Annotated in this window: 26 protein-coding genes; 11 read left to right on the top strand and 15 right to left on the bottom strand. The window is 43.3% G+C overall.

The genetic code is table 11. The annotated features are described in order from the left end of the window. Window positions 1–488 (bottom strand): two-component regulator propeller domain-containing protein (locus tag BLP33_RS22575; RefSeq protein WP_305777675.1); only part of this gene is annotated, 488 nt, incomplete at its 3' end. Window positions 489–1090: 602 nt separating this feature from the next. On the opposite strand from BLP33_RS22575, the gene BLP33_RS22580 reads away from it, so the two are divergent. Beyond that, window positions 1091–1972, top strand: a complete 882-nt coding sequence (locus BLP33_RS22580; RefSeq protein ID WP_090533416.1) for a DMT family transporter — start codon at window positions 1091–1093, stop codon at window positions 1970–1972. Between the two features lie 62 nt (window positions 1973–2034). Here the strand turns inward: BLP33_RS22580 and BLP33_RS22585 are convergent, their stop codons facing one another. Beyond that, a complete protein-coding gene (locus tag BLP33_RS22585; protein WP_090533419.1) occupies window positions 2035–2475 on the bottom strand; it encodes a nuclear transport factor 2 family protein in 441 nt (146 codons plus the stop codon). A gap of 125 nt (window positions 2476–2600) precedes the next feature. Between BLP33_RS22585 and epsC the strand changes: the two genes are divergently transcribed. Continuing rightward, on the top strand, window positions 2601–3431 hold the full coding sequence (gene epsC / locus BLP33_RS22590; RefSeq protein ID WP_090533421.1) for a serine O-acetyltransferase EpsC: 831 nt from the start codon (window positions 2601–2603) through the stop codon (window positions 3429–3431). A 24-nt stretch (window positions 3432–3455) separates the two neighbouring features. Then, entirely contained in the window at window positions 3456–4328 is an 873-nt protein-coding gene (gene cysM, locus BLP33_RS22595; protein WP_090533424.1) for a cysteine synthase CysM, read from the top strand. Window positions 4329–4651: 323 nt separating this feature from the next. Here cysM and BLP33_RS22600 read toward each other — a convergent pair whose 3' ends face one another. The 5 genes from BLP33_RS22600 to thrA all read right to left on the bottom strand — a co-directional run bounded on the left by BLP33_RS22600 (window position 4652) and on the right by thrA (window position 10807). Beyond that, entirely contained in the window at window positions 4652–5257 is a 606-nt protein-coding gene (locus tag BLP33_RS22600) for an HAD family hydrolase (RefSeq protein ID WP_090533426.1), read from the bottom strand. Then, a complete protein-coding gene (locus BLP33_RS22605) occupies window positions 5254–5610 on the bottom strand; it encodes a hypothetical protein (protein ID WP_090533428.1) in 357 nt (118 codons plus the stop codon). The genes BLP33_RS22600 and BLP33_RS22605 overlap by 4 nt, the downstream gene beginning before the upstream one ends. Window positions 5611–5821: 211 nt before the next feature. After that, window positions 5822–7132 carry a threonine synthase gene (thrC, locus tag BLP33_RS22610; protein WP_090533430.1) on the bottom strand — a complete coding sequence of 437 codons (1311 nt, stop codon included), beginning with the start codon at window positions 7130–7132 and terminating at the stop codon, window positions 5822–5824. A 177-nt stretch (window positions 7133–7309) separates the two neighbouring features. Then, window positions 7310–8308: a homoserine kinase gene (locus BLP33_RS22615; protein WP_090533431.1), complete on the bottom strand. Its 999-nt coding sequence runs from the start codon at window positions 8306–8308 to the stop codon at window positions 7310–7312. A 48-nt stretch (window positions 8309–8356) separates the two neighbouring features. Beyond that, complete coding sequence (thrA, locus tag BLP33_RS22620) at window positions 8357–10807, bottom strand: bifunctional aspartate kinase/homoserine dehydrogenase I (RefSeq protein WP_090533433.1); 2451 nt, start codon at window positions 10805–10807, stop codon at window positions 8357–8359. A 676-nt stretch (window positions 10808–11483) separates the two neighbouring features. On the opposite strand from thrA, the gene rsgA reads away from it, so the two are divergent. Both rsgA and BLP33_RS27570 read left to right on the top strand, forming a co-directional pair. Then, window positions 11484–12404: a ribosome small subunit-dependent GTPase A gene (rsgA, locus tag BLP33_RS22625; protein WP_090533435.1), complete on the top strand. Its 921-nt coding sequence runs from the start codon at window positions 11484–11486 to the stop codon at window positions 12402–12404. Window positions 12405–12500: 96 nt separating this feature from the next. Next, window positions 12501–13343: a GIY-YIG nuclease family protein gene (locus BLP33_RS27570; protein ID WP_175490092.1), complete on the top strand. Its 843-nt coding sequence runs from the start codon at window positions 12501–12503 to the stop codon at window positions 13341–13343. A gap of 43 nt (window positions 13344–13386) precedes the next feature. Here the strand turns inward: BLP33_RS27570 and BLP33_RS22635 are convergent, their stop codons facing one another. Together BLP33_RS22635 and BLP33_RS22640 are read right to left on the bottom strand one after the other, a co-directional pair. After that, entirely contained in the window at window positions 13387–14580 is a 1194-nt protein-coding gene (locus BLP33_RS22635) for a serine hydrolase domain-containing protein (protein WP_090533437.1), read from the bottom strand. Between the two features lie 134 nt (window positions 14581–14714). Then, entirely contained in the window at window positions 14715–15953 is a 1239-nt protein-coding gene (locus tag BLP33_RS22640) for a cystathionine gamma-synthase family protein (RefSeq protein ID WP_090533440.1), read from the bottom strand. A gap of 228 nt (window positions 15954–16181) precedes the next feature. On the opposite strand from BLP33_RS22640, the gene dtd reads away from it, so the two are divergent. Both dtd and BLP33_RS22650 read left to right on the top strand, forming a co-directional pair. Further along, on the top strand, window positions 16182–16637 hold the full coding sequence (gene dtd, locus BLP33_RS22645; RefSeq protein WP_090533441.1) for a D-aminoacyl-tRNA deacylase: 456 nt from the start codon (window positions 16182–16184) through the stop codon (window positions 16635–16637). 190 nt (window positions 16638–16827) lie between these two features. Further along, window positions 16828–17202: a GxxExxY protein gene (locus BLP33_RS22650; RefSeq protein ID WP_090533442.1), complete on the top strand. Its 375-nt coding sequence runs from the start codon at window positions 16828–16830 to the stop codon at window positions 17200–17202. Between the two features lie 147 nt (window positions 17203–17349). Here the strand turns inward: BLP33_RS22650 and BLP33_RS22655 are convergent, their stop codons facing one another. Both BLP33_RS22655 and BLP33_RS22660 read right to left on the bottom strand, forming a co-directional pair. Continuing rightward, the gene (locus BLP33_RS22655) at window positions 17350–17619 is read right to left on the bottom strand and encodes a hypothetical protein (protein WP_090533444.1); all 270 of its coding nucleotides are present in this window, start codon (window positions 17617–17619) and stop codon (window positions 17350–17352) included. A gap of 6 nt (window positions 17620–17625) precedes the next feature. Beyond that, window positions 17626–18201 carry a sigma-70 family RNA polymerase sigma factor gene (locus BLP33_RS22660; protein WP_090533446.1) on the bottom strand — a complete coding sequence of 192 codons (576 nt, stop codon included), beginning with the start codon at window positions 18199–18201 and terminating at the stop codon, window positions 17626–17628. Between the two features lie 249 nt (window positions 18202–18450). Here BLP33_RS22660 and BLP33_RS22665 point away from each other — a divergent pair, with 249 nt between their 5' ends. Genes BLP33_RS22665 through BLP33_RS22680 form a run of 4 tightly spaced genes read left to right on the top strand, consistent with a single transcriptional unit; the run spans window position 18451 to window position 22228 of the window. Beyond that, window positions 18451–19284: a DUF1223 domain-containing protein gene (locus BLP33_RS22665; protein WP_090533448.1), complete on the top strand. Its 834-nt coding sequence runs from the start codon at window positions 18451–18453 to the stop codon at window positions 19282–19284. A 29-nt stretch (window positions 19285–19313) separates the two neighbouring features. Further along, the gene (locus tag BLP33_RS22670; protein WP_175490093.1) at window positions 19314–20021 is read left to right on the top strand and encodes a cytochrome b/b6 domain-containing protein; all 708 of its coding nucleotides are present in this window, start codon (window positions 19314–19316) and stop codon (window positions 20019–20021) included. Beyond that, a complete protein-coding gene (locus BLP33_RS22675) occupies window positions 20005–20805 on the top strand; it encodes a molybdopterin-dependent oxidoreductase (RefSeq protein ID WP_090533450.1) in 801 nt (266 codons plus the stop codon). The genes BLP33_RS22670 and BLP33_RS22675 overlap by 17 nt, the downstream gene beginning before the upstream one ends. Before the next feature lie 55 nt (window positions 20806–20860). After that, window positions 20861–22228, top strand: coding sequence for an MFS transporter (locus tag BLP33_RS22680; RefSeq protein ID WP_090533451.1), 1368 nt, complete (start codon window positions 20861–20863; stop codon window positions 22226–22228). Window positions 22229–22248: 20 nt separating this feature from the next. On the opposite strand, the gene BLP33_RS27815 is transcribed toward BLP33_RS22680, so the two are convergent. The 4 genes from BLP33_RS27815 to BLP33_RS22695 all read right to left on the bottom strand — a co-directional run bounded on the left by BLP33_RS27815 (window position 22249) and on the right by BLP33_RS22695 (window position 25385). Beyond that, entirely contained in the window at window positions 22249–22377 is a 129-nt protein-coding gene (locus tag BLP33_RS27815; protein WP_256382338.1) for a hypothetical protein, read from the bottom strand. Window positions 22378–22485: 108 nt separating this feature from the next. Then, the gene (locus BLP33_RS22685; protein ID WP_090533817.1) at window positions 22486–23370 is read right to left on the bottom strand and encodes a sugar phosphate isomerase/epimerase family protein; all 885 of its coding nucleotides are present in this window, start codon (window positions 23368–23370) and stop codon (window positions 22486–22488) included. A 195-nt stretch (window positions 23371–23565) separates the two neighbouring features. Continuing rightward, entirely contained in the window at window positions 23566–24138 is a 573-nt protein-coding gene (gene def / locus BLP33_RS22690; protein WP_090533454.1) for a peptide deformylase, read from the bottom strand. 17 nt (window positions 24139–24155) lie between these two features. Next, complete coding sequence (locus BLP33_RS22695) at window positions 24156–25385, bottom strand: M16 family metallopeptidase (RefSeq protein ID WP_175490101.1); 1230 nt, start codon at window positions 25383–25385, stop codon at window positions 24156–24158. Between the last annotated feature and the right edge of the window lie 87 nt (window positions 25386–25472).

A 25472-nucleotide genomic window follows, 5' to 3' on the forward strand; every position in this document is an offset into this window, starting at 1 on the left:
GCATGTCTTTCCGATTTCAATTCCTCAAAATGGTAAACTTTGGTACTAAGCCTGTAATTTACACAGAGCTCATTATAACGGTTAAAAAAGAAATTGGCAAAAGGTAAAACGATTACTTTTTGAGATGAATTAAGTTTATGTATAAGTCCGTTTTCATAGTAACAAACCCGGTAGTTATTACAGTAAAAAAAAATCCGGTGATAATTATCCTCGGCAATCCGGAAACACTCGTTGTTTTCCAGCCCATCGGCCGATGTGAAGTTTTTAAAATGCTGGCCGTCAAACCTGCTCACGCCTTTATCGGTGGCCAGCCAGATAAAACCCCTGCTGTCCTGCATTAAATAGTTAACCCTTGAACTGGGCAGGCCATCAGGGGCGCTATAATTTTTCAGGTAAACTAACTGATATGGAATGTCGGCATATACCCGGCCCGGGAATAGAAACAGCGTTAATATTAAAAGTTTAAAAAAAGGGCTTTTTAGCGGCATTCTATAATTTGTATCAATTTAACATTGCTGCTTTTATCAATACGCAATGATACGGAGCGTAAGGCTTTTGTGTTGCTATATCACCGATAAATTTAAAAAGAAATGATACATAGTTATATCCATCTAAATATAGGCAGCTCGCCTGTAAATATTTATTATATAAGTGTCCCGGCTCATACACATAGGTTGTGTGCCCCGGCCGTTCGGCTTGTGGGGACGCACCGGTCTCTGCTTAAGTTATCTTCGGTAGAAGTTATCTCTGTGAACAAAATGGCCTTCAATTTTATGGTAATAGCCAAAGTGACAAGACAATCACAAATCTTTAGTTAAAACAAAACTTTTCCATATTTTTGGCTCGTCAACAAATGATAACAGCAAACATTAAATATGGCACAGTTGGGACATCAAAATCCCTTACTCGCAATATCCTTGCGTCGGAGCCATTTTTCAATGATTCACCACCAGCTCTTTTTTGCTAACAGATCATCGATTATTCTATCGGGTCTGAATTTTTTCAACACTATTTTCAAAACAATTTATTCAATGCGGGCAATTGCAGGTATTGTTATGCTTTGCCCAACCTATTCTTAATTTAGCAAAAAATGAAAAAGACATTTGTTCTATTGCACATAGCCGTAATACTTGCCGGCTTTACCGGGGTGTTTGGTAAACTTATTTCTTTAAATGAATACCTGCTTACCTGTTACCGTACCCTGTTCTCTTTTTTATTCCTGATGATTATGGTATGGATCAAAAAGCCACAATTTAAGTACTCATGGAATAACATAACGGAAATGGGTAAGGCTGGATTACTAATTGCCTTTCACTGGGTGTTCTTTTATGCCAGCATCAAATATTCCAACGTTTCTGTAGGCGTAGTTTGCTATTGCCTCACCAGTTTTTTTACTGCATTTCTGTCTCCGCTTATCAACAAAAAACCTTTCAATATTACTGAACTGCTGCTAAGCATGCTTACCCTTGCCGGTATCGGTTTGATATTTCATTTTGATACCTCATTCAGAACGGGGATCATACTCGGTGTAATATCATCTTTCCTGGCATCACTTTATACCATATTGAACGAGCGTCTGGTTAAAAAGTATGATTCAACCGTTATGAACTTGTATCAGATGCTGGTTGGATCTGCCGCGCTAATACTGGCCTCGCCGCTATATCTTTATTTCTTCCCTTCAAAAATGATAATACCAGGCACATTGGATATCATTTATTTGCTGCTTTTATCGCTTTTTTGCACGGTTGGCCTTTATGTTATGGTGGCCGAGGTTTTGAGGAAAATGTCTGCCTTTACGGTTAACCTAACCTTTAACCTGGAGCCTGTTTACAGTATTTTACTGGCAATGATTTTATTCAATGAATCCCGGCAGCTCAATTTATCCTTTTATGGAGGCCTGTTGATCATCATCATATCCGTAATCTTACAGGCGGGACTAAGCCGGAGAAAAAGGGCAGGGGCAGATTTGTAATGAGTTACATAATCCCAGATTTACGAAGTTTTCAAGACTTCGTAAATCTTCAAGGTCTTTTATTAACCCCGTTCAGATACCCGGGCGGTTGCCTGTACCGGTAAGTCCATATTACCATCCTGCTTAATTAGGTTAAGCTTATGTTTGGTGATGACCCATTTGCCATGAGTTTCAATAAGCTCGGTATCATAAGTGCCTTCAACAATCCATAGGTCGTCACCAATAAAATGATCGGCTTTGCCATAATAATGAACAAGCGCTGCCGATCCGTTTTGCATGACATAAAAATCGGCCAGTTGGTGATGGGTTTTGTCGAAGCCGGGCAAAAAGCCGCGCCACGCCGTAATAATACCTTCGGATGGTACAACACTTGCCGGATTGCCGGTCATCGAACTATAGTCAAGCTCGACATTTTCGGCAAATGTATTTTTAACTTTGCCCCAGTCGCGCTCGTCAGCTCCGGCAAACAGCCTTATTACCGTTTCAATTATCTGCTCTTTCATGGTTTTGCGTAGGTTAAATTCACTCAAATATCAATTATCCAGCTCATTTTACATATTAACAACAATCTTTTATATAAACTTGTACTGTTATTGGTTGTTTTCCCAAAACAGCCCCACCATAAAACATGAGTCAGGATTTTTATCAACATATTTTTGCTAAACAGCAAAAGCTGGAGGCTGTGCCTTCAAACAGGGAGATTACTGCCTGGGCACTAAAAGTGATCCATTTGCTGTACCCCGAACAAACCGGGCAACAGTATGCTTCAGTTGAGGAGCTGAAGGATGAGTTTTTAAGGCTTGAGAATGAACTTTGTGACATTATGCATGCCACCAAAGCCTGCAGTAACTGTGATACCTCAAAGCTGGCCAAAAAGTTTTTTGAGGGCCTTCCCGAGCTATTCCGCATTCTGAATACCGATATCCAGGCTATTTTTAACGGCGATCCGGCCGCTCGCAGCGAATTTGAAGTGATCCGTACTTATCCGGGCTTTTATGCCATTTCGCTTTACAGGGTGGCGCACAGCCTTTATATCGATGATATTCCTCTGTTGCCAAGGATCCTTACAGAATATGCGCATTCTAAAACAGGGATAGATATTCATCCTGCCGCCCAAATAGACGAGTATTTCTATATAGATCATGGTACCGGTATTGTTATTGGCGAAAGCTGTAAAATAGGTAAGCATGTAAAGCTGTACCAGGGCGTTACTTTAGGTGCTTTAAGTGTGGATAAAAGTATGGCCAATACCAAGCGGCACCCAACGGTGGAGGACAATGTGGTGATTTACTCGGGGGCCACCATTTTAGGCGGCGAAACCATCATCGGGCATAACAGTGTGGTAGGAGGAAACGTTTGGCTCACCAAGAGTTTGCCACCAAATTCGAGGGTATACCACACACCTAACCACAGGGTACTGAAAAGATTGAGCATTAAATTGTTCGGCCACAAGAAATAGAACATTTACCATAAAAAATATATAATGGCTTCATTGATAGACCTGATAGGCAACACGCCTATGGTAGAAATTAAAAAGCTGAACCCAAATCCAAAAGTGCGGATCTTCGCCAAGCTGGAAGGCAATAATCCGGGCGGCAGCGTAAAAGACCGTGCGTCGCTCAACATGATCAGGAGTGCTATCGAGCGCGGCGATATTAAGCCCGGCACAAAGTTGATTGAAGCTACCAGCGGCAATACAGGGATAGCATTGGCTATGATTGCAAGGTTGTTTGATCTGGAGATAGAGCTGGTGATGCCATCCAACTCCACCCGCGAGCGTACGCTTACCATGGAGGCCTTTGGCGCTAAAGTTACGTTGCTTGAAGGGATAGAGCTTTGCCGCGATTATGCTGAAGAAAAGGCCGCTACCGGTGAGTATTTTCTGTTGAACCAGTTTGCCAACCCGGATAATTACATGGCCCACGTAAAAACAACAGGCCCCGAAATTTGGCGGGATACCGAAGGCAAGATCACCCATTTTGTAAGTGCGATGGGTACTACCGGCACCATCATGGGCTGTTCAAGATATTTGAAAGAGCAAAACGCCAACGTACAGATAGTAGGTTGCCAACCGGTTGAAGGCTCGTCTATCCCGGGAATCCGCAGGTGGCCGGAGGAATACCTGCCCAAGATCTTTGATGCTAAACGCGTTGACAGGGTGATGGATATCTCACAGGAAGAAGCTACCCAGATGGCGCGTCAGATGGCCAAAGTAGAAGGCGTATTTGCAGGCATGAGCAGCGGCGGCGCACTATCTGCGGCTGTAAGACTTGCGCAGGAGCTGGAAGAGGGGCTAATCGTTTTTATTTGCTGTGACCGGGGCGACAGGTATTTGAGCAGCGAGTTATTTGGATAAATACCGAATGGAACCTACAGAGGATAGTAATAATTATAAATACGGCGTATTTTATTACAATAAAGATGATAGCCGGATCATTGTGCCCAAAAGAATTAAGTACATGGCTGGACAGTGAATTTTGCCCACCCGTTAAGTTATTTGATTATTGCCGGGATACTGGCTGTGGTAATTGTAGCATGGATAGTTGCCCCGCAGAAATAAATATGTATTGTTCATAAACTTGCGCCCGTTTGTAACGCCATTACCGGAGCTTTCGTTAGAAATGTAAGCCCGTGTTAAGTACTTCATCACAGATGTTCTCGCGGCCGGTTTGCAAGATTTTACAACACCTCTAACTCCTTCAGCTTTATCTCTAAAGCTTCGGCCGATGTAAAGTGGATGCATTTGATGCCCATCTTTTCTGCCGCTAAAATATTACGGTAATTATCGTCAATAAATAAAGCCTCACCTGCATTTACATGGTAACGATCAAGCAGGGTTTGATAAAAGGCAGGCGTTGGTTTTCGCATTTTTTCGGTGCCGGATACCACAATGCCATCAAACCAGTTTAAAAAATCAAAACGCTCCTGCGCCATCGGAAAAGTTTCGGCCGACCAGTTGGTTAATGCGTAGATTTTGTATTTACCGCTTTCTTTTAATTGTTTGAAGATCTCTACCGTATCGTGAAAAGGCTCGCCAAGCATTTCTATCCAGCGGGAATAAAAAGCGCGGATATTAGCTTCGTGCTCCGGAAATTGAGCCACCAGCAAATCTGTACCATCCTGTAAAGATCGGCCGGCATCCTGTTCCTCATTCCAGTCGGAAGTGCAGATATTGGCCAAAAAATCTATCATTTCCTGTTCATCAGTAAACAGGGTGCGGTACATATAATGCGGGTTCCAGTCAATTAAAACGGCTCCCAAATCGAATATTATGGTGTTGATCATTTTTTATTTGCGTGGGTTTCATGAACCTCGGCCTTTGTAACTACCGAATCTTTCAAAAAAACAACAAGCGTTTGGGTATAAATTAATTTGCCCCTGCTGTATTCTCTGTCAAGGTCGTATACCATGCTGTCTTTACTGCTTAATTGAGGACGGTGGAGCAAATGGATCACCTGTTGATATTTAAGATTATTAAGCTGTTTACTTTCAATCAGGTCATTAACCATACCCGGGCGATAAGCGAACGTAAGGCCATCTCCATCATCCCATTTATCACGGTCGAACTTTTGTTTACGGCTGCAGGCGGTTAGGCAAACTGCCAGGAGGCAGATAAATATCAAGGTTTTGCTAAGCATTTTATGTTTCGGTATTGAAGTTGGCCATATTTCAACTGCCTGTTATTGCGTAGCTTTCCCACGACCAAAAAAGGGTGTCATGCTGAGCCTGTCGAAGTATGGTGGGCAGGCCTCTCCGCACGAGTCTTCGACAGGCTCAGACTGACAGGCCTACCCAGCTTTCTGCAATAACGGATAGTTGTTGGTTTTCCAGCAGCTAAAAATACTGAAATTAATTAACCCCTAAAAGATAGCCTTTAAAATCAGCAAAATCTTTACTGATGGCTACCGCCAGTTTGGTTTTTGATTCCAGCTCTTTTACCTGCTCGGGCACTTCAATTTTGGCAGCAACCTCATCGCTGAAAACATCCGGGAACTTACAAGGATGTGCGGTTGAAAGGAATACACCGGCGGTGTCAACAGCGGCATGGTCCTGCTTATAATCGGTTAAAGCCTGCCATGCGATAGCAGTGTGTGGGCAAACCACATAATTATAGTTATCAAATACCCAGTTGATGGCTTTTACAGTTTCCTCGTCATCGTACTTAAAGCCAACAATCAATTCTTTAAGCGCTTCGGTGTCGTTTTTAAACAGGTCGGCAATGCGTACCCAGTTACTTGGGTTGCCTACGTCCATTGCGTTAGATAAAGTTGCTACCGATGGTTTGGGTTGATAAACGCCGGTTTTTAGAAACTCAGGCACGGTATCATTGACATTGGTAGCCGCAATAAATTTTTCGACAGGTAAGCCCATTTTCCAGGCTAACAAACCTGCGCCTATATTACCGAAGTTGCCGCTTGGCACGGAGAAAACTACTTTTTTAATGCCTTGCCTTAATAGCTGTGCATATGCATTGAAGTAATAAAAAGTTTGCGGAACCAAACGTGCAATATTGATGGAATTGGCGGATGTAAGGCGGAATTTTTCGTTTAGCTCATCATCAACAAATGCCTGTTTCACCAGGGCCTGGCAATCATCAAAAGTACCGTCAACCTCAAGGGCACGGATGTTTTGACCATTGGTAGTTAGTTGCTGCTCCTGAACGCCGCTTACCTTGCCTTTAGGATAAAGGATGGTAACACGGGTATTGGGGACACCTAAAAAGCCAAGAGCCACCGCACCGCCGGTATCGCCACTGGTAGCAACCAATACGTCAAGCTGTTTTTCGCCGGGCTCAAGGAAATAGCTCATTACGCGGCTCATAAAACGAGCGCCAAAATCTTTAAATGCCAGTGATGGGCCGTGGAAAAGCTCGAGGACATATACATTGTCTTCCAGCTTTACAATAGGAGCAGGGAAGCTGATAGCATCATCGATCAGCGCTTTCAGATCAGCTTCGGGGATAGAATCGCCAAGCAGGTTTTGGGCTACTTTAAAAGCAATTTCGGGTAAGGAGTATTTATCAAGGTTGTTGATAAAGTCGTCATCCAAACGGGGGATGCTGTAAGGCATGTATAGGCCTTTATCCTGCGGCATACTGTTGAAAACAGCATCTTTGAAAGATACTTCAGATAGGGTATTATTGGTACTGTAGAGTTTCATTTTTGATTTCGGAATTCGGATTTTCGATTTCGGATTTTTTAAGTTTATTGGAGCTCATCTAATCGATGTCATTGCGAGGTACGAAGCAATCGCATGCTATACAGAGCGGATTTACTTCCGTGCAATTGCTTCGTACCTCGCAATGACATAGTGGTTTGTATTGCGAAGGATTTAAGACTACCCCAAAACCTTCGGTCCGGCGTCATTTATAGTTGATACGTAGCTATTGGATCCGATTTTTAAATCGGTTAAGTGCTGTTGCAGCTTTTGGGTGATGGCTCGTGCGGTGGCTTCGTCTTTGGTAAAAGCAAAAACAGACGGGCCTGATCCTGAGATGCCAAAGCTTACCGCACCAAGTTCCATAGCCATTTCACGCATTTTATAAAAGTCTGGGATCAGCATAGAGCGTACTGGCTCAACGAGCACATCTTTCATACTGCGGCCAATCAGGTCGATATCCTGCATAAATAAACCGCTTACTAAGCCGGCAATATTGCCCCACTGGGTAACGGCATCCTTCATCTGGATGTTTTTACGGATTATTTGGCGGGCCTCTCTTGTAGGTACATCAACATCAGGGAACACGATGGCACACCACAGGTTTTTAGGATGCGGCAACCTTACCACATCAAGGGGCTCATAACTGCGGATGAGCACAAAACCACCAAACAGGGCAGGAGCAACGTTGTCCGCATGACCATGGCCGCAAGCCATTTCCTCGCCTTTCATGGCAAACGGAAGCAGTTTTATAGGGTCGGAATCATCGCCTAATAATGTTTTAATAGCAAACAAACCGGCAACTGTACTGGCCGAGCTTGAACCTAAACCACTGCCAATAGGCATTTTTTTATGCAGCTCGATATCTAAACCAATATCGGTACGGCCAATACTTTGTAAATAATGCTGAACACTAACGCTCACGGTATTCTTAGCCGGATCAAGCGGCAGCCTGCCGTCATCACCGGTAATCTTGCTGAGGGTGATGCCCGGTTTACCGGTCAAGCGCATGATCACCTCATCGCCGGGTTCATCAACTGCAAAGCCCAGCACATCGAAGCCGCAAACCACATTGGCAACTGTAGCCGGGGCAAAAACGTGGATACTGTCGCCCCCCCCGCCCCCTAAAGGGGGAGCTGCTTCTGGGGCGGCTTTAACTTCTTCTAAATTATTTTCCATATTAAAAATATCAAACTATAGTTCCCCCTTTAGGGGGTTAGGGGGCGCTTAATTAGCGCCCACATTTATTAAATCAGCAAATACGCCGGCGGCGGTTACTTCGGCACCTGCGCCGGGGCCTTTTACAACCAGCGGGCGTTCGCGGTACCTGTCGGTAGTAAAGGATATGATATTATCACTGCCCGACAGCATGTAAAACGGATGGTTTTCATCAACCATTTGCAGGGTTATAGTTACTTTACCTTCCTCTAACTTGCCAATGTAACGCAATACTTTGCCGTCTTTTTCGGCTGCATCTTTAAGTTTGGCAAAATGCGCGTCTTCGGTTTTTAATGTTGCATAAAAATCCTCAACAGTTTTAGCTTCAAGGCTTGCTTTTGGCAGTACGCTTTCAATTTCAACATCGGCTTCTTCCATTGCGTAACCTGCATCGCGGGCAAGGATGAGCATTTTGCGCATAAAATCTTTACCGCTCAGGTCGTCACGCGGGTCTGGTTCGGTATAGCCTTTGTCCTGTGCTTCTTTTACCACATCGTGGAAATTGGCATCGCCTTTAAAGTTATTAAAGATGAACGATATAGTGCCCGAAAGTATTGCTTCGATACGCTGCACTCTGTCGCCGCTGTTCATCAGGTTTTTAAGGGTATTGATGATTGGCAAACCGGCACCAACGTTGGTTTCGTAGAAGAAATCAACGCCATGAGCGCGTGCGGTATCTTTAAACGTGCGGTACTGCTTATAACTGCCCGAGTTACCTATTTTATTACAGGTGATCACCGAGATATTGGCTTTAAAGATCTCCTCGTAAAAACCGATAGGAACGGGACTGGCTGTATTATCAATGAACACACAGTTTGGCAGGTTCATTTCTTTCATCCGGTTGATGAACGATTGCAGATCGGCTTCATAAGGCGACGATTGCAGGTCATTTTGCCAGGTATCTAAAGAGATGCCATCACTATTGAACGTCATTTTGCGGGTATTGCTGATACCGGCTATTTTAACCTGGATGCCGTTGTTATCTTTCAGGTATTCGCTATGGGCGTTCAATTGATTAAACAATGTTTTGCCGATGTTGCCGGTACCCAGGCAAAACGCATGCAGGGTTTTGGTCAACTGTACAAAGAAGGCGTCGTGCACGGCGTTCAAGGCTTTTGACAGATCGTTCGCCGAGATGATCACCGAGATGTTATATTCTGATGAGCCTTGTGCTATAGCCCTTACGTTAACACCGTTACGGCCCAGCGCATGGAACAACTTGCCCGACATGCCCGGAGTTTGTTTCATGTTTTCGCCAACAATGGCCAGGATGGCCAGATTCTTTTCGATAACCAGATGTTCCAATTTTTTGGCGGCAAGCTCCAGTTCAAACTCCTGTTCGATAACCTGTTTTGCCCTGTCTGTATCTTGCGGCTGAACTGCAAAAGTAATGCTGTGCTCAGATGACGATTGGGTGATCAGGATTACGTTGATTTGCTCGCGGGCAAGCAAGGAGAACAAGCGGCCGCTAAAGCCCGATTTGCCTACCATGCCGCTACCCTCCAAATTGAGGATGCTGATATTATTGATAGATGAGATCCCTTTGATGGGCAGGGTAGAGGCCTTGCAATCATGCCGGATCACCGTCCCTTCAAACTCAGGCTCAAAGGTATTTTTGATCACGATAGGGATCTTTTTTAGAAATGCCGGGATCATGGTTGGCGGATAGATCACTTTGGCGCCGAAGTAGGAAAGCTCCATGGCTTCGGTATAAGTAAGCTCGGTTAAAGAGAACGCTTTTTTAACCATGCGCGGATCAGCGGTCATCATACCGTTAACATCTGTCCAGATTTGAACCTCCTGAGCATTTAACGCTGCGCCGAATATGGCTGCAGTATAATCAGACCCACCGCGACCTAATGTTGTTGTCTGCCCTGCATCGTTTGAGGCGATGAAACCGGTAACGATCAATGTTTTGCCTTTGTTTTCGGTATACAGGCCTTGTACCAGCCTTTCGGTAAGCTCGGTGTTTACCTTAGCATTGCCGAAAGCGCCGTCGGTTTTAATTACATCAGCAGCATCAACAAAAAGTACATCGCCAAAATGCTGGGCTGCAATTTTGCTCACCATCAGTGTTGAGCAGCGCTCGCCGAAAGCCAGCACCTGGTCGCGGGTTTTAGGCGTAAGCTCACGGAGGGTAAGTACACCCTGCAGCAATTCTTCCAGTTGGTTGAAGTGAATTTTTAAACGGGTGAGGGCGGGATTCTGGTTCTGCACGTCGAGCAAAGCCTTTACCGCATCAAAGTGGCGCTTTTCCAGTTCGGCAAGCCCGGCGGTAAAATCAATACCGTTGGCTGCATCTTCGGCCATGGCCGAAAGCAGGTTGGTTACACCGCCCATGGCTGACAATACCACCACCGGCTTTTCTTCATTTTTTACTTCATCCTTCAGGATGCTTAACAGGGTTTGGATGCTGTTTACAGATCCAACGGAAGTTCCTCCGAATTTTAAAACTTTCATTTATGGGTTAGTAATCGTTCTGTAACAAAAAAACCTTCCTCTTTGCGGAGGAAGGTTTTTCTTTTGGCTTTCATTTTATGTTTTACACCATACGATTATCTTCCTCCGAGGTTTATACCGGTGGTAATAATAATTGTAGAAATGGTGTTGTTAATTGTCATATATAATGTCTGTAAAGTAAGTAGATTATTTTCTGATTTGCAAGGATTATTTAACAAATTATGATTTTCGTAATAATTGTAAGGCGATTGAGGGGGTGATTGATGGATTTGATAATGAGGGGGATAGGTAAAAGGTTTTATCTGTCATTGCGGATTATTGTAAGCGTACAGGGAAACGACTGCGGATCCTATATGCAGTTAAATATTTTGATTATTTAGCACGAATGCTTGCAGGGCGTCAATAATTTATGCGAATTACGCGAATTATTTCAACCTAATGCTGAGCAAGGGGTATGATTCGATCGAATGACCCTAATTACGGCTCGGAAAGGCAGTTTGTGTAATTCGCTAATTCGAATAAATTCGTGGAGAGATTTTTACCACGAATGCTCAGCATGCCATTCACAATTAACCGAATTACACAAATTATGACGTAGAATGGCACTTCGTGTAATTCGCTCAAATTCGAAAAAATTAGTGTCAAAATTAATTTGCTACTTTTGAAGCTTGATTATATGCAGGGACTAATTACAAAATCAACCGGAAGCTGGTACCAGGTACAAACTCCCGATGGGCAAAGGATAGATTGCCGCATCAAGGGAAAGTTCCGTATTAAAGGTATTACCACAACCAACCCTATTGCCGTTGGCGATGTGGTTGATTTTGAAATGGAGCCCGACAGGGAAGATGGCGTGATCACCAACCTGCATCAACGCAAAAACTACATCATCCGCAAGGCTATTAACCTGAGCAAACAGGCGCAGATCATTGCTGCCAATCTTGACCAGGCTATTTTGGTAGTTACCCTGGCCTCACCGCGTACTTCCCTGGGTTTCATCGATCGCTTTTTGGTAACTGCCGAGGCTTACGATATTCCCGCAAGGCTGGTATTCAATAAACTTGATCTTTTCAGCGATGAAGGCCTAGAAGTTTTGGCCGATTATAAATCCATTTACGAAGACATCGGCTATCCTTGCTTTGAGGTTTCGGCTATTGAAGGTACTAATATCAGCCATGTACAGGATCTGTTGAAAGATAAAGTTACGCTGTTTTCCGGTCATTCAGGTGTTGGTAAATCAAGCCTGATCAATGCGTTGCTGCCCGAGCTGGACCTGCGCACGCACATGGTATCCGACTGGAGCGATAAAGGCATGCACACCACCACCTTTGCCGAAATGTTTGAGCTGCCGCAGGGCGGTTTTATTATTGATACTCCGGGCATCCGTGAACTGGGCGTTATCGATATAGAAAAACAGGAGCTTGGCCATTTCTTCCCCGAAATGCGCGAACGGATGAACCAATGCCGTTTTAACAATTGCCGCCACATCAATGAACCCGGCTGCGCCGTGCTCGAAGCTTTGGAAGAGGGCGAGATAACCCTATCGCGCTACGAAAGCTATCTGAGCATTTATCATGGTAATGATACAAGGGCTTAGAAGACATCAGATGCAATTTTGATAGCCGTCTTTTTAATAAAGCTTTACGTTTTTTGCAACAGATTTAGTATTTTGAGGGATATATGGATATCTTAAATGAAAGGTAAAGATACTTTTACTTCGGCCGCTATTAATGAGTTAATAAGGCTTATTGAGCTTCGTAACGAGGCGCCGTCATCAGGTCAAAAGACTATTCGTCAAAAAATGAGAGATATCGGATTCTACGGTAAAGATGATTGGGGTATAGTTGACCTCCAGGTTGCGGATTTAAATTCTCTAATTTTTTCGGGTAGAATAAAGGTTGTTGAGGGGGACTTTAAAAAATTATTGACTCGTTCGGTCTCTCCGATTGAAAAAGTGTCGAAACATGAAGAAGAAAAACTGCTACAGGACTCAATAATTGATTTAAATTTTATTTTGGGACAACTTAAAAATAATTTATTTAACCCCCAATATGATAGTCATTTAGCATTAAGAGACAAAGGCGGAGTTTATATTTTATGCCTAAAAGAGAACTGTACCCTTCCAGAGTGCTACAGTATTCCAATATACAAATGTTTCGAAGGTCTTAAAGTGGTTTACACAGGAATCGCCAGCATCAGTCTAAGAACAAGAGATTATAAGCAACATTTTATGGGCAATAACGCAGGTCGTTCAACTCTAAGAAAGAGTTTAGGCGTGATGTTTGGATTTAAAAAAGTCCCCAGAGATAAAGACCCTAATTCGACTAAAACCAAATTCAACGATGAGGATGAGCGGCAATTGTCAGCTTGGATGAAGGCTAATTTGATAATGTACACATTGCCAACACCTCACTATGAAAAAATAGAAATGTTACTGATAAATCATTTTAATCCTCCTTTGAATCTAAAGGGTAATAATAATAGTATTAATAAAGATTTTCGAAAAGTTTTATCGGCATTAAGAACTGATAAATAGAATTTATCCTATGGTCAGTATTATCACCCAAACACCATCAGCCTTACTTCTCAGCTGCTTCCTTCACCAGCACATCAACAATAGCCTGCTTATTCGGCAAATATTTATTAGTCAAAAATAATCCTCCTTTGCCTGTCGAGGAATTAAAGAACAAATAAGTACCAACACCCGGGTCATCACCGTCATGACCGATGGTGCCGTTGGTATATAAATTCCAGAAGATGCCTTTGTTGCGGTAGGTTAAGTTGATGTTTTTAGGCGGATGTTCCTTACTGAACTGCGGAGTGAACATAGCCTGGTATGATGCCTCGGTAAGCAGTTTTTTGTCATGCCTGGCGATGGCCATTAAATATTTGCTCAAATCTTCGGGCGAAGTTTTGAGGCCACCATCAGGGTAAGTAACCAGGTCATATAACGGGAACCGGTTCTTTAGATCGAGATATAAATAGGCATGTTTCTTTAAATCTATATCTGAAACATGCCAGCCTGAATGATCCATTTTTAGTGGTTTCAGGATATATTTTTTGGTAAACTCCGCATAAGAAAGACCTGATTTGAGCTCGATGAGATAAGCCGCCAGTGCCGAGCCAATGTTGGAGTATGAGGAAACGCCTCCTGCCGGGCCTTCACCAAAATTGGCCTTACTATAGTATTGGCCTTGCGGCGATAAATAGTTGTAAAAGAACTGGGCTAAAGTTGTATCCTTTAATTTATCACCAAAACCCATCTGGTTCAGGGTTTTTATCGAAACACTGTCGTAAGTCCTCAGCTTAGGATAAAAATGATAGCAGTAATGATATATTTCAGGGTTGTCAATAATCCCCGATGAATGGTTGGTTAACTCCCTGATGGTTATTTTTCCATTGGGATCGTTAGGATTAGTCACCTTAAAAGGAAGAACATCATTGATATCAGTTTCTAAAGTAAAATACTTTAATTCGATAGCTTTCATCAACGCTACGGCAATAAAGGTTTTGCTTACCGAGCCAATGTTTTGAATTGTATTGGCCGAATAGGGGATTTGGTTAGCCACATCTGCATAGCCAAAACTATGGGAGTAACTAACTTTATTACCATCGGTCATGATCACATACATGCCAGGCAGGCTTTCATGCGTAAAAGCCTGGTGTAATTTGATGGTTAAAGAGTCTGGTCGGGTTTGCGCCTGGATGCCGCCGGTTATAAGTGCAAGGGTTAGCACACGAAGAAGTGTTTTCAAGGTTTTATAGGTTTTCATATGTCTATATTACAACAAACAGCATATAAACCCCTATCGATCAATGAAAATTATTTTATGTTCTGCGACGATAGTCGTGAACAGGTAATGGTATTCAACAAAAAAGGCCTTGTGAATAACACAAGGCCCAATATTTATTCGCCTAAGGCGGTTTTGAAATCTTCGAGTAAATCGTCGAGGTCTTCAATCCCTACCGACAGGCGGATCATACTTTCAGGAATGCCCATTTCTGCGCGGCGCTCGGCACCAAGCTCAAAGAAAATGGTTTGCGCTACCGGGATGGCCAGGGTACGTGTATCACCAAGGTTGCTTGATTTTACAACCAGTTTCAGTTTATTTAAAAATGCCAGGCAGTCGATACTTTCATCAAGCTCGATGCTCATCAAGCCGCCATAGCGTGCAAATAACTCGCCGGCCAATGCGTGCTGTGGGTGCGATTCAACGCCCGGATAAAATACTTTTTTAACTTTTGGGTGATTATCGAAATATTTAGCCAGTGCCAAAGCGTTGCTGCAGGCACGGTCAAGGCGCAGGGCCAGGGTTTCGGCACCAACAGAAATGGTGTGCGCGGCCTCGGGTGATAAAGTGCCGCCGGCGTCACGTAACCCTTTCTTACGGATCTGGGTCATGCCCAGGTTCTCGGGTTTTACAACTGCCTTAAAGCCGGGGAAAATGTTTGGATAGTTTGACCAATCAAACAAGCCTGTATTGGTAACCGCGCCGCCCAGTGCGTTACCATGGCCGCCAATATATTTGGTAAGCGAGTTGATCACCAGGCTGGCTTTAACATTAATTGGATTAAACAAATATGGCGATGTCATGGTATTATCAACCACGTACATAATGCCTTTTTCCTCGCACAGGTCGCCAATGTTTTTTAGGTCGGCAATTTGAGTAGCCGGGTTGGCAATAGTTTCAACAAACACCATGCGGGTATTTGCTTTTACCGCCGCGCGTACATTATCAACCGAGGTAGCATCAACAAAATCAATACTGATACCCATATCAATAAAGGTTTGGAAAATACTGCGGCTGTTCCCAAACAGGAACGAGCTGGCTACGATATGGTCAGTGCCTTTAATAAGGGCCATCACCGTTGCCGAAATTGCCGCCATACCGGTTGAGAAAGCGATACTTGATACCCCATGTTCCATTTGAGTTACCTTTTGCTCCAGAGCGGTAACAGTAGGGTTACCCTGGCGCGAATAAGCGTAACCACTTTTTTTATTTTGGAAAATATCAACCAGGTCCTGCACATCCTCGTGCCCGTAGGTTACAGAGGTGTGGATGGGTTTATGTAACGAACCATGCTCGGGTTTACCAAGCCGGTCGGCATGTAATATGGTGGTAGTGAAGCCTTTTTTTGTACTCATTTTAAATCCTATTAATTAGATATACATAATAGCGGTTGCGAACTTAATTAATTACGCACTAATTACACGAATGGAATTGACACTAATTGTACTAATGATAACGAATTGACACTGATGCTTTATGATGACTTGAATTTTATCGAATTATGCGAATTACTTTATATAAGGCAGATGATTAGTGAAATTCGCCTAAATTGTGGCCGATATAAAGAATTGGTGTAAAAATATATGAGAGCTGTACTACAACGCGTTACCCAGGCAAGATGTACTGTTGACGGGAATATTACCGGCGAAATAGCCGCCGGCTTTTTGGTTTTATTAGGAGTGGAAGATGCCGACGCTACCGAAGACCTGCAATGGCTGGCCAATAAGATAGTCGGCATGCGTGTTTTTGGAGATGAGAACGGCCTCATGAACAAAGCCCTTGCAGATATTGACGGGAATATATTACTGATTTCCCAGTTTACTTTATTTGCTCAAACTAAAAAGGGAAACCGTCCGTCGTTTTTAAGGGCTGCTAAACCTGACAAGGCTATCCCGATGTATGAGCAAATGGTACAAACGCTTGAAACCTTGACAGGCAAAAAGATAGCAACCGGTATTTTTGGTGCTGATATGAAGATCAGCCTGTTAAATGATGGCCCGGTAACTATTATAATGGATACGAAGGATAGGGAGTTTTAACACGAATATTTTGCGTGTCGATTACAATTAGATCGAATTACACGAATCCATGTTTGACACGAATCCTTGCTCTCTGAAGAGAATTATTTTGAATTACACGAATTGTTTTTTATCGACTCCTCGCGAGAGTTAATTAAATTATTGATGAAATTAAAATCATTCTATATTTTGGTCACCAATTCTGTTAACCGTGGTTGAAATCTTATTTAAGGAAGAATCTTACAAAATTATCGGGGCATGTTTTGAGGTTCATAACATATTGGGGCACGGATTTAAAGAAGCAGTTTATAAGGATGCCCTCGAGTTTGAGTTTGCCAGGTTAAATATCCCATTTGTACGAGAAAGACCATTTACCATTACATATAAAGAACAAAAGCTCAAGCATTTCTTTGTTGCTGACTTTGTAGTTGATGACGGTATCATTCTCGAAGTAAAAATAGGCAATTACATCGGCGACCCATATATCAAACAAACGCTTAACTACTTAAAAGCCTCTGGCCTCAAATTAGGCCTTGTAATAAATTTCGGAAAACCTTCAATTGAATATCAACGAGTTGTTTTCTAAAAAAGGATCCGGCTATCTAATCACCCACGCCAATTCGTATAATTCGATCCTATTATCTACGCCAAGCAAAGATTCGTGTCAAACATGGATTCGTGTAATTCGCTCAAATTTTAGTCATAATGCAAATCCATTCGTGATAAAATCTTATTACGCCAAGCCCTCTTCAATCCTTGCCTGCAAATCTGCTTTAAAAGCATCATCAAGTTTCAGCTCATTTTTTAGCGAATCATGAAATAGCTGCTGCACCATATCATTGATAGCGCGGCTTTGTTTATTGTATAATACACACACGCCGCAACCGGCCAGGTGAATGCGCAGTTCCATTTCCTCGCGGAAGGTAAGTCGTTTAAGCTGCTTTTTTTCAATGAGAAAAGTGGCTTGTTTACAGTTATATATAATTTTTTTTAAATAGCTCATTTCAGTTTAATTCCAGTTTTTTTGAAGGCATGCCCTCAGGTTAACTTTTGCCCGGTGAATGATAACCCAGAAGTTGGCCTGGCTAACATGCAGTTCGGTACAAATGTTTTCGGTAGCCGCATCGTCTATGTGTTTCATGGTAAATACCGCGTTCCACAGGGCAGGTAATTTTTGAAGGCATTTTTGCAGGATGCCGTTCAATTCTTTTTTTAACAAAGGGTCCTGATCATCCATTGCCGCGATGGGCTGAGGAGCATATTCAGCTTTCCAGTGCCCATTGTCTTCCTCAAAAAAATCATCTTGCTCCTGAGCTGCTTTATTAGCCGAAGCTATAGCTAAACCAGATGACTTTTTGCGGTATACATCAATAATTTTATTTTTAAGGATAGCGGTAAGCCACGTTCGTTCGGTGCTTTTGCCCTCAAACCGGTCCACTTTTTCAAGGGCTGCCAAAAAAGTTTCCTGTACCAGGTCTTTGGCCGTGTCCTCATCGTTGATGCGCACAATGGCGTACATATACAGGTAATCGGCATAGGCGGCAACCCATTTATGTGGGTTTAATACATTAGTTTCGGTTAACATGAAATGCGGTAATGCTAATAAAATTACAGGCTTAGTCGGGCGCTGGGCTTAATCCTTACAAAATAAGTTCAAATTTATTTTATTTTAATCCAAGACATTCCTGATGATTGCTAAGTTACGCTACATGCCTTGATTTGAGCTTATTATGCCGATATTTATATCAGTCAAAAAAAGTTAAAAATTATTGTAAGGTTATCCCCATGAACCCGACAAAGCAGTAAAAAACGTATATCATTTAATCTAAGTGAAATGAGAAAGATCAGAATACTTGCGTTTGTGCCGTTTGTTATAGGTGCAGTAATCGTTTCTGTTGCATTTATAAATTGCAAAAGCGGGGCTAAAACCAGCCAAAACGATAATTTAAAGTTTGATGGTAAAGGTTTTGCCCTCGTTGAACTGTTTACTTCCGAAGGCTGTTCAAGCTGCCCGCCTGCCGACGAATTGGTAGCCAAAGTTCAAAAAGAGATTGGCGATAAGCCCGTTTATATTTTAGCCTACCATGTTGATTACTGGAACCGTCTTGGCTGGAAAGACGTTTTCAGTAGTGCCGATTATTCAAAACGGCAAAATGAATATGCGCGTTGGTTAAACCTGTCGCAGGTTTACACGCCGCAAATTGTGGTTAATGGTAAAACGGAGTTTGTAGGTTCGCAGGAGGAGCGTTTACGCAGCACTATTAAAAGCGGCTTGCAGGGGAGCGGCAGTGTTCAATTAAACTTAGGTGTTACTCTTAATGCGAATAATACAGCTTCGGTACAATACAAAGTTGAAGGCAATACCGGGAGCGCACCTAATGTGATATCAGTGGCATTGGTACAAAAACAAGCTGTTGTAAAAGTTGAGCGTGGTGAAAACGGCGGCCGCACTTTGGCCCACGCTCAAATTGTACGAAACCTTCAAACTATGCCTTTAAACAAAAACAATGGCAGCGCAACTATTGCTTTGCCTGCCGGGGTTGAGGCCCGGGGATGGGAAGTAATAGGTTTTGTGCAAAATACAAGCAACGGTGCTGTTTTGGCAGCATCGAAAAGCCTGTTCAAAGTTTCGGCGGATGTGGGGCGACAAGATAAAAACATACAATAGTTGTGTTGAATAGCATTAAGAGCATTTAGATGAAAGTAATTAAAGAGAAACACACCCTGTTAATGCGTTGGACGCATTGGGTAAACTTCCCCATCCTCACCATCATGATCTGGAGTGGCTTACTCATTTACTGGGCCAACGATACTTACACGTTCACGCTCTTCGGTGTTACTTTTATTCGCTTTTTTCCGCAGGGTTTTTATGATGCGCTGCACATTCCCCGGCGGCTGGCCGAGGGCATGGCTTTCCACTTTTTGTTTATGTGGTTTTTTGCGCTGAACGGCTTTCTGTATGTTACATATACCATTATATCGGGCCGGTGGCGGGAGCTGTTGCCAAGCCGGCACTCGTTTAAAGAAGCCTGGCTGGTGGTTTTGCACGACCTGCATATCCGCAAAACGGCCCCACCTCAAAACAAATACAATGCGGCCCAGCGTATTGCCTATACGGCTATTATTGTTATGGGCTTTGGCTCGCTGATAACAGGGCTGGCTATTTACAAACCGGTACAGTTTAATTATTTGGCCTGGCTCTGCGGCGGGTACCACCTGGCCCGTATCTGGCATTTTGTGCTTACTATTGGCTATGTGCTTTTTTTCCTGGTGCATGTTGTACAGGTAATACTTGCCGGCTGGAATAATTTCAGGTCGGTTATTTCGGGGTTTGAGGTGATAGATGAAAAACCGCAGCCCGCTATTCAAATTCAAAACGATGAAACTAATGAAAAAGCTGAATAAGGGTTTCAGTAAAAACAAAGGCCCCAAAAAGGAGCTTACCGTTGAGCAGAAGATCAGCCGGCGCAATTTTATCTCCTTCGGCAGCTTCCTGGTATTGGGCGGTGCCGCATATGGCGGCTGGCGCTGGCTTTATACTTCGCCCAATGAGGTGCCGGGCATTACAGGAGATGCCCACAAGCCATTACGTGCGGTGCTTAATGCCAACGAAAAGGTGGTTCGCCAGCTATACAGCAATAAAAACCTGGTAAAAACCTATCCAAAGGAAATGGCGGCGAAGGTGGTGCGCCACAACAGTGATATAGGCTCGGATGGTTTGATTGATGTAGACAACTGGAAACTGTCGGTCAAAAAGCAGAACGGTGAGCTCTTGAATATCGGTATCGATGAAATAAAGAAACTTCCTAAAACCGAGATCATTTATGATTTTAAGTGCGTAGAGGGCTGGGACCAGATTTCGCACTGGGGCGGTGTAAAATTTAGCGATTTTATAGCTCACTTTAAGCTTGATGCCGAAACCCGGTTTGAGTATGTAGGCATGGAAACGCCTGACAAGGAATATTACGTGGGCGTTGACATGCAAAGCGCTATGCACCCGCAAACCCTGCTGGCCTATGAGGTTAACGAAAAACCCTTGCCTCCAAAGCATGGCGCACCGCTAAGGCTCATTATCCCTGTAAAATATGGCATCAAAAACCTGAAACGGATAGGCAGCATTACTTTCAGTAATAACCGCCCCCGCGATTACTGGGCCGAACAGGGTTATGATTATTACGCAGGGTTGTAAAACAACCGGTTAAACCTCCATTATATATTGATGTAATATTTGCATATTGCATTAAATGCCAGCCAATAAACTACCACTTTCCAAACAGCTTGCTTATGCCTGCGGAATGATAGGGTGGAGCATCATGACCAATATTATCATTGTGATGCTGCCTTACTTTTACCTGCCGCCAAACAATGCCGGGCTTACTACGCTGGTACCTCAATTGTTGCTTTTTGGCCTGTTCAATATCATGTCTGTGATTACAGCTTCCGGGCGGTTGGTGGATGCTTTTTTTGATCCTTTTATTGCCTCGCTAAGTGATAAAAGCGAAAATCGTCGTGGGCGGCGCATTCCTTTTATGCAATGGGCTGTTTTACCTGCAGCTTTATTTTGCGGATTAACCTTTTACCCCATGGTAAAGGGCGAAAGTATCCATAACGCTTACTGGCTTACCTTTACGCTTATTTGCTTTTTTATGGGTGCTACGGCCTATATTATCCCGTACAACGCCCTGCTGCCGGAGCTTACCCGCACGGGCAGCGAAAGGGTTAAACTATCATCATTACAACAGGTGGGTTTTGTGATAGGGATTATCCTATCGGCCATGGTCAATAACTTTGCCGACTGGGTACAACGCTTTGCCGGTACCCTCAATCGCGATACCTCCGTACAGTACACCATTTGGGGGCTGGCCATATTTGCCGGGCTGGTGATGCTCGTGCCTGTATTCACCATTGACGAAAAACGGTATTCAAACGGTCACCCATCGCACTTGCCGCTATTGCCTGCTATTCAAAAAACCTTTGAAAACCGGAATTTCAAATATTACCTAATATCCGATTTTTCTTACTATATGGCATTAAGCATCATATCAAGCGGCTTACTGTTTTTTTTAAAATCGTTGTTAAATCTGCCCGAATCTATGGGCGGAGAACTTATGGCTACGATGGTATTGGTATCACTGCTGTTTTATCCGCTGGTTAATTACCTGTCGCAAAAGATTGGCAAAAAACCTATCGTGCTTTTTTCGTTCGGGCTACTGAGTTTGATTTTTGTAGCGATATTTTTCCTGGGCAAACTTCCATTTACACCGCAGGTGCAAATCTATACGCTGGTTATCAGCGCATCGTTTCCGCTGGCCTCGCTGGGTATTTTGCCCAATGCGATACTTGCCGAAATAGCACAGAACGAGGCTAAACGTACCGGCGAGAATCGCGAGGGGATGTTTTTTGCGGTTAAATACCTGTTTGTAAAACTGGGCCAAACACTGGGTATTGCATTGTTTGCGTTTTTAACCATTTACGGAAAAGACCCGGGCAACGATTATGGCCTGCGCCTGAATGGCATTTGCGGTTGTGTACTCTGTTTGCTGGCTTTTGTTTTCTTTAACCGGTTCAGGGAGCGTAGGAACAGGGGCAAAAAAAGAACCGCTCATCATTGAGCTTCAAATCCCGCCAGACCTTAAAGGCAGGTAACATGTTGCTGTGCGGCCTGAATCGGCTGTTTATCGGTTTGCGCTTCAGCAACACAGGCAAAAAGAAGCGAAGCCATCAAAATGACTATGAGGTATTTGATTATAGTTGCGCTCATTTTCCTTTGCCGTTAAATGTGTTATAAAACAATTTGCCCTTGTAGAATAAAAAAGGCCTGCCATTTGTTTTAAATGCAGGCCTTCAGGATATCGGTGTAAAAGCAATATTACACCAGGTTCTTTTTAATATAACTGATACTTTGTGCAATGCTTACAAACGGATCGCCCGGGCAAACATCCTGCTCAACAAAGAAATATTTGAGGCCTGATTTTTTAGCCTGGGTAAAGATCTTTTTAAAGTCGATAACCCCGTTGCCAACTTCAGTAAATTTCTTTTCAGGGGTTTTGTCCATATCCTTAACATGCCAAAGCGGGAAACGGCCCGGGTGTTTATCAATAAGGGCGATTGGGTCCTGGTTTGCTTTATTAACCCAATACAGGTCCATTTCCATTTTTACCAGGTCTTTATCGGTGTTCTCCAAAAGGATCTCATATGGGTATTTACCGTTTTCCTGTATAAATTCAAAGTCGTGGTTGTGATAGCAAAGCTGGATACCTGCGCCTTTACAGGTTTCGCCGGCTATATCAAGCATGTTGGCCACGTTTTTATAATGGTCAAGATTGCCGCGTTCAGATTGTGAAAGATATGCGCAAACCATGTATTGCACACCGGCTTCGGCGGCGTCATCAACGGCTTTTTTCCAGTCGTTCATGATGGTTCCTTTTTGTTGTTCGCCGTTAACCAGCTCCTCGCCTAAACGGTAATGCGCGCTGGGCATGATGAGGCCGTTCTGTTTTAAAACATTTGCAAAATCGCCGGGGCGCATGCCATAAAACAATTCGGTACCGGTATAAGTTGCACCTTCAACAGATGTGAAACCTGTTTTGGCAACCTTTGCCAATGCAGCAACAGGGTCGGCAGCCATTGCATCACGCACAGTATATAATTGTAAGCCTATATATTTTTTATCATATGCAAACAAATTAGGAGCTGCCAACAGGCCTGCTGAAAGTAGCGCCGAAGTTTTTAGGAAAGATCGTCTGGTAGTCATTGGTTTATGATTTTTATGATTGGTTGTGTAAATATAACGCATTAAAAATGCCAAAACAAAGACCGAAATTACGCCGATTGGTTTAATGCAATGGTATAGTGTTGTAATTTTTACAGGCGTGGTTAAATATTTATAAAAATATATAAAAAGAAAAAGCCGCTGTATGGCGGCTTTTCATATGCTTTGGGTAAGGTATTATCTTCCTTTTTTAACGTTGGGAAACTTCATTTTATAATCCACATCAACCATTCCTTTTGAAATATCGTTAAGCTTTTTTTCGATAAGCCGTTTACGCAGCGGACTTAGCTTATCGGTAAACAGTTTGCCTTCAATATGGTCATATTCATGCTGGATAACACGCGCGGCCATGCCCTTAAAAGTTTCTTCATGGTGTTTCCAGTTCTCGTCATAGTATGACATGCGTACAACCGGCTTGCGGTATACATCTTCACGAATATCCGGAATGCTCAGGCAGCCTTCGTTAAAACCCCATTCCTCACCGGTTTCTTCCAGTATGGTAGCATTGATGAACGCTTTTTTGAAATCTTTCAGTTCCGGTTCGTCATCATCAAAAGGGGTGGCATCCACCACAAATAAACGCATTGACATGCCTACCTGCGGCGCTGCCAGACCAACACCACGGGCCGCGTACATGGTTTCAAACATATTTTCAACCAGTTCTTTTATATGCGGATACTCATCGGGCTCAATAGCTGTTGCTTTCTTTCTTAAAACAGGATCACCGTAGGCAATGATAGGATACTTCATCTTGCAAAAATAAAGGATTATTGCTTAGGCTCAAATAGCAAAGTGATCAGGCGGTTATTATCAAAAATTTCATTGCTGATGGTCAGCAATTGCTCGGCACTTACCAGGTTAATTTTTGCAAAGATCTCTTCGAGAGTGTCAACACGGTTAAAATCAATCATACTTTTGGCCATGGCTATAATGAGGCTCATGCGGTTTTCTTCCGCTAATGCTATTTGCCCGATAAACTTTTGCCGGGCCTGGTGCAATTGCAATGTGCCCAGCTTTTGTTCACGCAGCTTTTTCAGTTCCTTATGAATCAGTTTTGAAGCTTTGTTCACTTTTTCGGTATCGGTACCAAAGTAAATAGAGAAGATGCCGGTATCGGTTAAGGGGGTGTAATTTGATTCGACAGTATAGGCTATACCATGTTTTTCCCTGATTTCGAGGTTGAGCCTGCTGCTCATGCCCACCCCGCCCAGGAGGTTGTTAAGTAATAATAAGCCCCATTTATGCTCATGCGACGATGAATAAGCCTGTGTGCCTATAATACAGTGCGTTTGTGAGATAGGTTTGTTAACGATATGGATACTACCTTTACTTTGTACGGGCATTACCCGATTTTTTTTAAGCTCATTTAAAGGCACATGGCCGAAATACTTTTCAGACATGGCCACCAGTTTCCTGAACTCATAATTGCCGTGTACAGCAAAGATCATTTCGGTTGTATTATAGTTTGCCGCTATAAACCCCCGGATGTCGTCCCCGTTAAGCCTGCCAACGGTTTCGGGCGTACCTAAAATGTTTTGCCCCATGGGGTGCTCCTTAAACAGCAGCTCTTCAAAATCATCCTGTATGGCTTCTTCCGGTTGGTCAAGATAGGAAGCTATTTCATCTAAAATGACACCGCGCTCTTTCTCCTGTTCATCATCCGGGAACGTGGAATGAAATAATATATCCTCAAAAAGATCCATAGTGCGGTCAAGGTGCTGGTTAAGCAACGACGCGTGGATGCAGGTATATTCTTTAGTGGTATAAGCGTTAAGATCGGCGCCAACAAGCTCGAGCCTGTTGAGGATCTGGCTGGTGTTACGGCGTTCGGTTTCTTTAAACAGCAGGTGCTCAATAAAATGGGCAAGGCCTTCCTGTCCCGGAGCTTCATCGCGCGATCCCGCGTTTACAATAAAGCAACAATGTGTAATTGCCGATGGCCAGTGCTTATACAGTATGCGGATACCATTAGGTAAAGTATAAAGTTGATAGTCAATCATTCGGCTGCAAAGATAAGCTTATATGTCACAATTATTTTTCACGCTATTGTAAGTGATTAATAGTATTTTAGGCGCTTAAAATCC

The sequence above is a fragment of the Mucilaginibacter sp. NFR10 genome (genome assembly GCF_900100445.1).
Classification (GTDB): Bacteria; Bacteroidota; Bacteroidia; order Sphingobacteriales; family Sphingobacteriaceae; genus Mucilaginibacter; species Mucilaginibacter rubeus.